Annotated in this window: 11 protein-coding genes; 3 read left to right on the forward strand and 8 right to left on the reverse strand. The window is 47.7% G+C overall.

The window, feature by feature from the left end; translation table 11 throughout:
- Nucleotides 1–23: 23 nt before the first annotated feature.
- Both pdeM and KE626_RS19570 read right to left on the reverse strand, forming a co-directional pair.
- The gene (gene pdeM, locus KE626_RS19565) at nt 24–671 is read right to left on the reverse strand and encodes a ligase-associated DNA damage response endonuclease PdeM (RefSeq protein ID WP_211974614.1); all 648 of its coding nucleotides are present in this window, start codon (nt 669–671) and stop codon (nt 24–26) included.
- A 41-nt stretch (nt 672–712) separates the two neighbouring features.
- Nucleotides 713–3,163, reverse strand: a complete 2,451-nt coding sequence (locus KE626_RS19570; protein ID WP_211974615.1) for a ligase-associated DNA damage response DEXH box helicase — start codon at nt 3,161–3,163, stop codon at nt 713–715.
- Between the two features lie 52 nt (nt 3,164–3,215).
- Here KE626_RS19570 and KE626_RS19575 point away from each other — a divergent pair, with 52 nt between their 5' ends.
- On the forward strand, nt 3,216–4,541 hold the full coding sequence (locus KE626_RS19575) for an NCS2 family permease (protein ID WP_211974616.1): 1,326 nt from the start codon (nt 3,216–3,218) through the stop codon (nt 4,539–4,541).
- Here KE626_RS19575 and KE626_RS19580 read toward each other — a convergent pair whose 3' ends face one another.
- From KE626_RS19580 to KE626_RS19590, 3 genes are all read right to left on the reverse strand, one after another.
- Nucleotides 4,542–5,573 (reverse strand): S66 peptidase family protein, encoded by a 1,032-nt coding sequence (locus KE626_RS19580; RefSeq protein WP_211974617.1) that lies wholly within the window; start codon nt 5,571–5,573, stop codon nt 4,542–4,544.
- A 28-nt stretch (nt 5,574–5,601) separates the two neighbouring features.
- A complete protein-coding gene (locus tag KE626_RS19585) occupies nt 5,602–6,000 on the reverse strand; it encodes an ester cyclase (RefSeq protein WP_211974618.1) in 399 nt (132 codons plus the stop codon).
- Nucleotides 6,001–6,062: 62 nt separating this feature from the next.
- Nucleotides 6,063–6,920, reverse strand: a complete 858-nt coding sequence (locus KE626_RS19590) for an AraC family transcriptional regulator (protein ID WP_211974619.1) — start codon at nt 6,918–6,920, stop codon at nt 6,063–6,065.
- A gap of 94 nt (nt 6,921–7,014) precedes the next feature.
- Here KE626_RS19590 and KE626_RS19595 point away from each other — a divergent pair, with 94 nt between their 5' ends.
- Complete coding sequence (locus tag KE626_RS19595) at nt 7,015–7,599, forward strand: hypothetical protein (protein ID WP_211974620.1); 585 nt, start codon at nt 7,015–7,017, stop codon at nt 7,597–7,599.
- Nucleotides 7,600–7,623: 24 nt separating this feature from the next.
- Here the strand turns inward: KE626_RS19595 and KE626_RS19600 are convergent, their stop codons facing one another.
- Both KE626_RS19600 and KE626_RS19605 read right to left on the reverse strand, forming a co-directional pair.
- Nucleotides 7,624–8,232 carry a hypothetical protein gene (locus KE626_RS19600; RefSeq protein WP_211974621.1) on the reverse strand — a complete coding sequence of 203 codons (609 nt, stop codon included), beginning with the start codon at nt 8,230–8,232 and terminating at the stop codon, nt 7,624–7,626.
- Nucleotides 8,233–8,261: 29 nt separating this feature from the next.
- Complete coding sequence (locus KE626_RS19605) at nt 8,262–8,756, reverse strand: Lrp/AsnC family transcriptional regulator (RefSeq protein ID WP_211974622.1); 495 nt, start codon at nt 8,754–8,756, stop codon at nt 8,262–8,264.
- A 107-nt stretch (nt 8,757–8,863) separates the two neighbouring features.
- Here KE626_RS19605 and KE626_RS19610 point away from each other — a divergent pair, with 107 nt between their 5' ends.
- Nucleotides 8,864–10,255 carry an MFS transporter gene (locus KE626_RS19610; RefSeq protein WP_211974623.1) on the forward strand — a complete coding sequence of 464 codons (1,392 nt, stop codon included), beginning with the start codon at nt 8,864–8,866 and terminating at the stop codon, nt 10,253–10,255.
- Here the strand turns inward: KE626_RS19610 and KE626_RS19615 are convergent.
- The gene (locus KE626_RS19615; RefSeq protein ID WP_211974624.1) at nt 10,220–11,824 is read right to left on the reverse strand and encodes an ATP-dependent DNA ligase; all 1,605 of its coding nucleotides are present in this window, start codon (nt 11,822–11,824) and stop codon (nt 10,220–10,222) included. The two genes, KE626_RS19610 and KE626_RS19615, sit on opposite strands and share 36 nt — an antisense overlap.

Consider the following 11,824-nt stretch of genomic DNA (forward strand, 5'->3'; position numbering starts at 1 on the left):
GCAATGGTCATCTTCCTAAAACATCATTGTGCCCGGATAATCGATTTTCCGGCGATTACAAACACCGGTTCTGTTTCTGCGGGGTCAAGACTGGCGGAACCGGTAAAGTGTCCAAAAGCGGGTAAAATGCCGCAATGCCGGCCAAAATAAAAGCAGGGTAAACGCAGCCGTTGTTTTCCGGCGCCATGCATCACGAAGGCGGGGTGCAGGTGACCGGAAAAAGTGTATTGATAGCCATTATTATCTTCACAAGGTTCATGGATAAAATGAATATTGCGAAGGGTAAGGGTATCATGTACCGCGATCTGCAATTGCTCATACACGGTATCCGGCATAATATCGTGATTACCCTTTACCAGGTCTATGATAATATGGGCAAATTGCTGCCGCCATATTTTGAAATATTGCACTTCATTGTTTTCCCGGCTGTGGAACATATCTCCTACAATGATGATCCTTACGGGCAGGTAACGGGTGATCAGTTGTTGTAAACGGAAAAGATCTTCCTGTACAATGCCTGCAGGCACTGCAATGCCGGCCTTACGAAAGTGGGCAGCCTTCCCAAGGTGCAGATCTGAAAGGATCAGCGCTTTTTCTTCTTCCCAAAAAATTGCCCGCTCGGGCAATAGGTGCCAATGCTGTTGCTGAAAGTGAAATATTTCCCCGACCACTGGATCAACTGTTTTTTAATGCCCTGCAAATTATTGAATTCTTAACCGTTCACGATCAATTTTTTGATGCGGTCTTCCAGCTTTTCGCTGGTCATCGTATCACGGAGACTATCGACTTTAATCGGGAAGCAGAACGGCGTTAGCCGCTGGGGGGAGGTGATAATGATTTTGCTGATGGCAATGCGCTCCAGTGTTTCGCGCAAACGGGCTTCTTCCATCTGGTAAAAAAAGGCTTCATTGAAGGCTTGTTTCAACAGCAGGTTTTGAGGATCATAATCGCCAAATACATTAAACAGCAGGGAAGCGGATGATTGCAAGTGCCGGTTGGCCTTGTGTTTCCCGGGATAGCCCTGGAATATAAGCCCGGCTATCACGGCAATATCGCGAAACTTGCGCCTGGCCATTTCGGTGGCGTTAACGCTGGTTTGCAATTCCCATAACAGGTTTTCGGTGGTGAACAACTGTTTGGCATTTTCCAGGGTCAGCGGGATGGGCTGATCAGACAGTAATTCAAAGCCGTAGTCGTTCATGGCAATAGAAAATGTAATGGGCTGTATACGGCTGATCCGGTAGGCCAGCAGGGCCGCCATTACTTCATGTACCAGCCGTCCTTCAAAAGGATATACAAAGAGATGATAGCCGTCTTTGGTCTGTATCTGTTCGATCAGTAACTCATTGGCTTTGGGAATATGGGATAGTTCTTCCTGGAGATTAAACAGCGGTTGTAATGCCAGCAGTTCCGGATCTTTGGTATTGCGCGACAGCGCTTCATTGAATTTTTCCCGCAGCATGCGGCCCAGGTTAGATGATAACGGGATACGTCCGCCCTGGTAACTGGGTACAATAGATCTTTTTGAAGTTGATTTACGCACCAGTACCGTCATGTCTTTTATCAGCACATATTCCAGGTTGCGGCCGGCCAGGGTAAAGGAGTCGCCGGGTTGCAGCCGGGAAATAAAGCCTTCTTCAATAACCCCAATATAACCACCGCTCATGAATTTTACTTTCAGCATGGCATCGCTTACAATCGTGCCGATGTGCAAACGATGGCGCATGGCCATCATGCGGCTGCGGCAGATATAGAAATCACCTTCCCGCTCTATTTTTTTGAATTCATCGTAGCTGGCCAGCGCATCGCCGCCGGTAGTGAGGAAGGCGAGCAGCCATTGCCAGTCTTCTTCCGTAATATGCTGAAAACAAAAGGTCAGCCTTACTTCTTCCCATATTTCACTGCCATGGAAACCATCGGATACTGCGAGTGTCATCAGGTATTGCAGTAATACATCGTAAGCCAGTAGTACCGGCATTTTGCTTTCGATAAGATCCTGTTCCATCGCCGCTTTCAGGGCAGCGGCTTCCACCAGCTCCAGGGCGTGTGTTGGCAGAAAGAATATTTTGCTCACGGCGCCGGGCTGATGTCCGCTACGGCCCGCCCGCTGCAGGAAACGGGCTACCCCTTTCGGGCTGCCTACCTGGATAACACTGTCGACCGGCCGGAAATCCACTCCCAGATCGAGGCTGGCCGTACAAACAACGGCTTTTAAAATACCGTTATGTAAGGCTTCTTCGACCCATATACGCAGTTCCATATCTATAGAACCGTGGTGCAATGCCAGTGCGCCCGCCAGCATAGGATCTTCCCGCAGCAGTGCCTGGTACCAGAGTTCGGATTGTGAGCGGGTGTTGGTAAAGATCAGCGTGGTTTGACTATCATTGATAATGGGCAGTGACTGTGGCAGCATTTTGATACCCAGGTGTCCTGCCCAGGGATAGTTTTCTATTTCATGCGGGATCACGCTTTTCAGGGCAATTTTCTTTTTTAGCTGCGCCCTGATAATGATGCCGTTGTTATGATAAGGACCCAGCAATACTTCCAGGGCTTCATCGAGATTGCCGATGGTAGCGGAAATACCCCATACTTTCAGGTGTTCTTTCCGCAAGCCTCTGAGGCGGCTGAGGGCCAGTTCCACCATTACGCCGCGTTTACTGCCCATCAGCTCATGCCACTCATCCACCACCACGGTGTGCATGTGGGTAAATACTTTGGGATATTCCTTTTGGGCCAGCAGCAAATGCAGGCTTTCCGGGGTAATGATCAGTACTTCCGGCATTTGCTTTTTCTGTGCGGCGCGCAGCGCCACAGGTGTATCTCCGCTGCGGATGCCTACCTGCCAGGGTATGCCCAGTTCCTGTAACGCAGTTTCCATAGCCCTGCCCAGATCTTTGGCCAGCGCGCGGAGCGGTGTTACCCACAATAACTGTAAACCATTTTTTGTTTTGCTGGTATAGTCTTTCGGGTGGGCATCTATCCAGGCGATCACGGTTCCGAGGAACAGGGAAAACGTTTTGCCGAAACCGGTAGGTGCGTTTACAATGCCTGATTTACCCTGCAGGTATGCTTTCCAGGCATCTTCCTGGAATTTAAAGGGCTTTAATTCTTTTTCGCCCAACCATTTGTTGATCACTTTCCATCCACCCGAACGTTGTTGCATAGGGATGAAATTAGCATAAAATGATAAATCGTGAAACGCTTATTTTTGCAGCATGCTCGCAAAATATTTCCGGCTCTCCGAACACAACACGACTGTTAAGAAAGAAGTACTGGCAGGGTTAACAACCTTTTCCACGATGGCGTATATACTGGCGGTGAATCCCAGCATCCTTTCCCGGACGGGAATGGATTTCAACGCGCTGATTACCGCCACTGCGCTGGCGGCGGCCATAGGCACGCTGGTGATGGCGTTGTATGCCAGGTTGCCGATTGGCGTGGCGCCCGGCATGGGCCTGAATGCTTTTTTTGCCTATACCATTGTTTCGTCTATGGGATATAGCTGGCAGTTTGCACTTACGGCAGTTTTCCTGGAAGGGATCATTTTTATTTTCCTGTCTATGTTCAGGATAAGGGAGGCCATCATCAACAGCATCCCGGAAAACCTGAAACATGCCATTTCGGTGGGTATTGGATTGTTGATAGCGCTGATCGGTATGGCCAATGCGGGTATTATAGAAACGGGGATGCATCATGTAGGCGATGGGAAGCTGGATGGCGTGATCCTGAAAATGGGTAATATCACCAGCATAGGGCCGCTTATTGCGCTGATAGGCTTGATTGTAAGTGCCGTGCTGATGTATAAAAATGTAAACGCCGCTTTGCTGATCGGTATCCTGGCGGCTACAGTGGTTGGTATTCCATTGGGGATTACGCATTTCCCGGCCAGCGGGCACCTGGTGAGTTTGCCGCCCTCCCTGGCGCCGGTGGCTTTTAAACTGGAGTTTGATAAAATATTTACGCTGGACATGGTGATGATCCTGTTTACGCTATTGATGGTTAATCTTTTTGATACGGTAGGTACGCTGATCGGGTTATGTAATAAAGCAGGTTTACTGGATGAGAATGGCCGGTTGCCACGGGCCAAGCAGGCATTGATGGCTGACGCAGTGGGTACTACCGCAGCCGGACTGCTGGGTACCAGCGTGGTAACTGCTTACGTGGAAAGTGCCAGTGGTATCGCAGCAGGTGGTAAAACCGGGTTGACGGCGCTGACTGTTGCCATCATGTTTTTGTTATCCCTGTTTTTTGCACCGGTGTTTGCCATGATCCCGCAGGCAGCTACTGCACCGGCTCTTATCATTGTTGGAATGCTTATGATGGGGGCGGTGACTAAAATAGACTTTAACGATGTAACGGAAGCCATTCCCGCTTTCCTGGCTATTGTAATGATGCCCTATAGTTATAGTATCGCAGAAGGTATCGTGTTTGGTATGTTGTCCTATGTATTGCTGAAAGTGCTGACAGGGCAATATAAAAGTATCAGCCCTGTGATGTATGTGCTGTCGGTGTTATTTATCATTACTTTCCTCGTGAAGTAATTATTCTTTCAGGGTAACAGTATCATCGCCTACGCTCAGGGTATGCATCATACCACACTTGAGGGCGTAGTTGTTTTTCTGGTGTCCTACCGGGAAGTTGAAGCAAACCGGGTAGCTGAAATCCTTTACTTTTTCCAGCACCATATCGTACACAGTTCTGCCGAATTCTTCGCCGGGGTCGTCTGGTTTGATACGGTTAAACCCGCCGATGATAAGCCCGGCGAGATTATCCAGCTTATGGGAGCGTTGTAGTGTGCCCAACATACGGTCAAGACTATACGGATATTCACCTACTTCTTCCAGGAATAATATTTTTCCATTGGTATCAATTTCGGAATCAGTGGCCGACATGCTCTGGATGATAGACAGGTTGCCACCGATGAGCATACCTCTTGCTTTTCCCTTCCTGTTGCGGTTGTCCGGAGCCGTGCTATACTGCATTTTTTTACCGGTGAGTGCCTGGTAAATAGACATGATGGTATCCTGGATAACAGGTTCGGCCCTGCTGAAATCGTCGGGAAAACTGTTACACATTTTAGCATGGAGGGAGGCGATGCCAAAGTGCCTGCCTATGTGACAATGTAATACCGTGGCGTCGCTAAAGCCGATCACCCATTTGGGTTTGCGCTGAAACCTGGAAAAGTCGAGCTGGTCAATGATGCGCGCAGTACCGTACCCGCCGCGGCCGCACATAATGGCTTTAATATTATCATCATTGAGCATGGCCTGGAGGTCTGCCAGTCTTTCCGCATCGGTGCCTCCGAAACTATAGTCGCGTGCACCAACGGTTTTGCCTATACGAATATTAAATCCCCAGCTTTCCATAATGCGGATAGCGGGTTGTATTTCATCTCTCCTGATATATCCGGCCGGGCAGGTAATGCCGATAATGTCACCTGGTTTCAGATAAGCAGGAACCTGCGGTTCTTTCTTATCTGAAACAACGGTGGATCCTATGCCGGCAAGCGTTTGCAGCGCCGGGAGTCCTGCGCCTGCGGTAACGAGGGCCGACAAAAAATGTTTGCGGTTCATACGCTTAAAATAAGCATATTTTGGCAAATCATTTTGTGGTAATTAAATCGCGTACTGACCAGTGAGCGATGTATTTCTCATCTTTTAACTGTACAATATCGATAATCCGGAGAGTAGCTTTTTTACCGGTAGGTTCCTGTCCAAGGAGAGGCGCACTGAAAGTGCCTGTAAAGGATTTGTAGGTGACCACTTTATCATCTTCCGCAATCATGTCAAAGATGTCCAGCTGAATATCGGGAAAAGCAGGGCGCAGTAGTTTGATGATGAAATCGCGGGTGGCATTGGCGTCATTATTACCCACTGGTCCGGTGTGGTTAATAAAATCGGGTGCTACTACTTCGGCAAAAGCCTGCAGGTCGCCATTGACGATAAATGCTTCGTTGAAACGTTTTACAACCGCTTTATTCTTTTCCTGTAATGTTTGCATGCTATATTTTTTTATGCAACAAAATTACATCCGGGGCAAGGTACATGAATAACGCAAACGGCTCAGATAATAGCCTTTTTGGCTCTTTCGCTATTGGGGGTGATGCCGTAGACCTGTTTGAAAATGCGGATAAAATGAGAGGGGCTTTCAAACCCGCATTCCTGGGCTATTTCGGCTACCTGTTTCTGTGTGGATTGCAACAGTGTTTGCGCAAAAGCCAGTCTTTGTTCATTGATCCATCGCCGGGGAGCCATCTGGTATTGTTGCTGAAAGTCGCGTTTAAAAGAAGCCAGGCTGCGACCGGAGAGTCGCGCCATTTCAGGTAATGTGAGTGGCTGGAATAGATGCTGTTTCACCACAAAAGCAATATCGGAAGGTTGCGCATACACGATCTGTTGCATGAAAGCCAGTACGGATGCCTGTTGCGGAGTTGCCAGTAATAAAAGAAATACCTCGTACAGCTTTACAGATAGCAAGGCCGCGAGGTTGGATGGCTCCTGCGAAAAATAGGCCAGGTACTGCTCCCGGAATGCTTCCAGCAGTGGATTGATGGGTAAGGTGAGATGATCGCCCGCTGTTGTTTTTGCGGGTGTGGTATAATTGAATTTGTGAAGAAATCTGCGCAGTTGTTCGTCTGAAAAATAAATCAGCAGGCTTTTAAAATTCGGTCCTCCTTCCACAAAATCGGACATAACGTAGAAGCCCCGTTTCATCAGCAGCAGGGAACCTGCCTCTACTTTAGCCGTATGGCGGTCGAAATGCAAAAGTTTGTGTCCCGACAATACAAAGATCATGACGTTTTCTTTCAGGAAAATGGTGCGTTTGCTGGCCATGCCGCGCTGCTTCAGCATGGCAAAGTGCATATTGCCTGCTTTAAGGATCTGTTGCCCGTCCTGATCTTTTGGAAATTTGAGTAACATGTTATCAAAATTAAAGTATTTTTTGGCCCGGATCAGGGAAGTTTTACTGTGACAGTGGCAGCATTTTTGTCGCTACGTTTTAAATTGTTGTTATATGCGTTACCTCACGATACTCCTTTTTACATTGCTGCTGGCATCGGCAGGCTATGCTCAGAAAACTGCGTGGTTAATAGTTCCCGGTAAATCAATCGGTCAAATCAAGCTGGAGGCGCCTGCGCAGAGCCTGGCAGTATTAGGCAAGCCGGATGGAGGAGATGCAGCAATGATGAAGGCCTGGCGTATCTGGTATAGCAGAAAGAAAGATAAGACGATTGATTCCTTACATCTGCTGGCGGTGTTTACGGCGATGCGCACACAGGATACCCAATACGTAAAGCAGATCCGTGTAAATTCGCCACGATTCAGAACTGTTAAGGGAGTAGGCGCTGGTAGTTCCATGTTGGCCATCAGGAAGGCTTATCCGGATGCAAGGTTGGTACAAACGTACCTGTCTGCCAACAAAGCAAGACGTATAGCCGTATATGAAGATACCAAAGCAGGTATTGCCTTTGAAACATCCAATACACGCAGCAAGCGCCCTGTTTGCTCTATGGTAGTGATTTTTGATCCGGGGGAATCTGCAGCCGGCTACCTGGATTTTCATGTGGGATTTGATATGATGGAGCCGGCAGAAAAATAAATTCCATCATTTTTATCAGCCGGCTCACCTGGCGCAATGGATCTTTACGCCAATGTTATAGTCAATGCCAATACCGGTAATGCCAGTTATGTCGGGGTTGTACCGGTTGTTATTAAACAGGTAAGTAACGCGTATGCCCAATGAGTGGTTTTCAACAGGTAACCGGAACCCTGCGCTCAGTACCAGTCCGGATACATGCACCTGGTTGGTGGTTGTTTCCTCATCGTCGATATATTCCACACCGCGGGAAGCGTTTTGAAATCCGTACCCGGCTCCTGCAAAGCATCCCCATTTTGTACAGGCCTTATTGGTAGCTGCATTGCCAAAATTCCAGGTTAAGAGGAATGGTACGTTTGTCATAAAAATACTGGTGGAATTGCCCCCGGTGTTACTGTTGTAATTATCATTAATGGTGGTACCCAGGCCAATATTGGCGCCTATTGAAAGCGCAGAATGATCAGAAAAGCAGAAAAAGTTAAGCCGGGGCGAGTACACCAGTCCTCCGCCAAGGTAGTTGCTGCCTGCAAACAATCCTCCGCCTATGGCCTGCGAGAACAGCCGGGATTGAGCGTTGCCACGTGTTTGTAAAAGCAGCCAGCATCCTGCACACAGTAATGCGTATAGCCTGAACATAGGTATAGAAAGGGTTTAGAGATAATCAGCTAGAAAACTACCTGGTGGGTAGCTTTAATAACAGAAATAACAAATATACTTTGTGTATGACTCAGATTATCTAATTCTCCCAGTTTATTTACATAAAATTCACGGTATTCATCCATATCCTTTACCTGTACTTTTATCATGAAGTCGAATTCCCCCGAGATGTTCAGACATTCCGTTACCTCTGTAAAGTTTAAAATTTCCTGGATAAATTTTTTGCCGCATTTTTTATTGTGCTCTTTAAGGGTGATGTAACATAATACTGTGAGGCTTTTATCTATTTTCCTGGGGTCAACAATAGCGGCATATTGTTTAATCACGCCAGCCTGTTCCATTTTCCGGATGCGTTCATATACCGGTGTGGTGCTGAGGTTGAGCTGACCTGCAATATCACGGATCGTCATTTTAGCATCCTGTTGCAACAGGCGGAGGATACCCATATCCTTTTCATCGAGATGCAGGGGTGTATCCGTATGATGTTCTTTTTTGCTGATCATGTCGGCTTAATTTGGAACAAATTTCTATTTTATTACCTGAAAATGGCTGTTTGTTCCAAATTTTTTCGAAATAAATTACTATTGGAGTGATTTTATATGTTTGTGGCGTGAAGCAGCAACGAATTATTTTGACGGTAGCCTGTATGGCGATATTCTTTGAAGCATTGGATGTATCTGTGCTTAACATGGCCATTCCACAAATGGAATTATTTTTTCATTTCGGGCCGGATGCCATTCAGTGGGTTCAAACGGTATACGTGTTGTTTTATGCAGGACTTGTATTACTGGGTGGGCGATTGGCTGATACCCTTGGGAGAAAGAAAATGTTTATGACCGGAGCCATCATGTTTGTGTTGGCCTCGCTGGCAGCCGGATTTTCCCGCTCTTTCGGATGGTTGCTGGTATGCAGGGCATTACAGGGCGCCGGCGTTGCGCTGGCCATTCCTGCCGCAATGGCTATCATTACCTGCACCTTTACTATACCAGCGGAAAGAAACCGTGCCCTGGGCATCTTTGGCGCCATGGCAGGTATTGGTTTTGCCACAGGGCTTGCTATAGGCGGGTTGATCAGCAATTATTTCGGCTGGCAATGGGTATTTTTTATAAATGTACCTGTAATAGGATTGGCTGTGATGCTGGCAGCGTTATATATTCCCGCCGATGAAGCGCATGCCGTGAAGCAGGTGAATAATACCCTGAGTGCCTTGTTGATCACCGGACTCATGATGCTGGCAGCCTGGCTTATACATGATCTGGGTGATATCGGGCAACACTATACGAAATATTTTTTCCTGTTGATTTTGTTTATCGGCGCGGCGGTATTTTTTGTACGTCGTGAACGCGTACATACGTCACCGTTAGTTGACTTCCGTTTGTTCAGGCTGCGCGGTGTTATTACCGGAAACATGGGTGCCTTCATGCTGGGCAGCATCTTTCTCAGTTACGTATTTTTGTTAACGTTATACCTGCAACGTGATCTTCATTTCAGTTCTTCACAGGCAGGGCTGCTGCTGTTTCCTTTCAGCATACTGTCGGGTGTTATTTCCAAATTTGCATTACCACATTTATTTGAGAAACTGGGCGTGATAAAAACGGGTGTGCTGGGTAATAGCTGTATGCTTTGCGGCATCCTTTTTTTTATAGGCAGTTACTTTACCAGCTATACACTTTTCTTTATTTTATGCGCCATAGCCTGTATCAATTCATTTGGTATGGCGATTAGCTTTCCCTGCGTAACGATCCTGGCAGTACAGGCCGTGCCTGAGCGGCAGCAAGGGCTGGCTTCGGGTATAAATGGTACCGCCAATGCGCTGGGTGGTGGTTTGGGCTTGTCGTTGGTGAGTTTGGTGATGCAGGTGGCTACCACAAAAGGATGGAGTGTGTATGGCGCCGGACTGGGTGTATTGGCGTTACTGGCTTTGGGTGCGATTGGGCAGCTGCTGGTATTTTATTGGCGTGGTAAATCAGGCGCCGGGGTTGTTGCCGTTAATGCGCAATAATTCCTTCAGATCTTCAAGTGTATTTATTTCTGCTGCTGGTTTATCTTTCCTCCAACGGTTGATACGCGGAAAACGAAGTGCCACACCGGATTTGTGACGATTGGAGCTGGCAATTCCTTCAAATGCAATTTCAAATACGAGTTCCGGTTGCACTGTTCTTACCGGGCCAAATTTTTCCAGGGAGTGCCGTTTGATCCAGTTGTCCACTTCGGTTATTTCTTTGTCTGTAAGACCGGAATAAGCTTTTGTAAAGGGCACCAGTTGTTCACCGTCCTTTACAGCAAAGGTATAGTCTGTATATAGATTGGAGCGGCGGCCATGGCCTTTTTGTGCATAAATCATCACTGCGTCGATCGTGAGCGGATCGATTTTCCATTTCCACCAATCGCCTCGTTTACGGCCTACCTGGTAAGGGGCGCTCTTTTTTTTCAGCATCAGGCCTTCGCTGCCTTTATCACGTGATTGGCCACGTAATAGGGTCAGCTGTTCCCAGTTATCAAAATCAATTTCCGGTGATAATTGCAATACCGACATACCGGTTTGCTGTACCAATTGTATCAGTAAGGCGCGGCGCTCTGCCAGCGGCTTTTCACGGATGTCGGCGCCTTCCCATTCCAGCAGGTCATAGCTGAGAAAGATCACCGGTGCTTCCTGTAATTGTTTGCGGGTAACATTTTTTCTGCCGATTCTTGTTTGTAGTGTTTGAAAGGGCAGTGGTAAACCATTGGCAAAGGTTAGTATTTCTCCGTCCAATACAGTGCCATCCGGCAGCATAGCCAGCAATGGGGTGAATTCCGGGAATTTTTCTGTGATCAGTTCGTCGCCCCGGGACCATACAAACAGTTGTCTTTCCCGCTTGATGATTTGTCCGCGGATGCCATCCCACTTCCATTCCGCCTGCCAGTCTTTCTCTGCGCCCAGCGCATCCGGCGCGCCTTCGAGTGCATATGCGAGATAAAATGGATAGGGTCTTGAAGCATCGGCGCCGGTGGTATGCTGATGCAGTAATGCTTCTATTGTTACATTGCGGGGATCCCAGTTACCACTGATCATATGGGAAAGTGTGGCTGGCTCAATATCATATGTTTTTGCCAGTGCATTTACCATCATTTTCTGTGATAAACCTATGCGAAACCCGCCGGTGATGAGCTTATTAAATACAAATCTTTCGCCGCTATCCAGGGCATTCCAGGCGTTGAGTATGAAAGATTGTTTGGTGCTTTCGTCTGCTTTTTCCAGCTGTTGCAATTGTTCGAGCCAGTAATGCAGCGGTGCTGCAAGAGGAGTGGTACCGGGAGGTAATAGCAATGCAATGGTTTCTGCCAGGTCGCCAACGGTATGATAACATTCGTCAAACAGCCAGCCGGAGATAGCGGTGGCCTGCATGCACCAGTTTTTCAGCTGTGTGCTGTTGACCGTTCGTTTGGGGCGGCGGCCGGAAAACAGTGCCAGCACCCAGCTTTTATCTTTAGCCGGGGCTGTGGCAAAATACCGGCTCAGCGCCTCCAGCTTCTCGTTGGTTTTGGTGCTGTTGCTTAATAATTTTACCAATTGAGCAAATTGTTGCAC

This window comes from Chitinophaga hostae, from assembly GCF_018224885.1.
Classification (GTDB): Bacteria; Bacteroidota; Bacteroidia; order Chitinophagales; family Chitinophagaceae; genus Chitinophaga; species Chitinophaga hostae.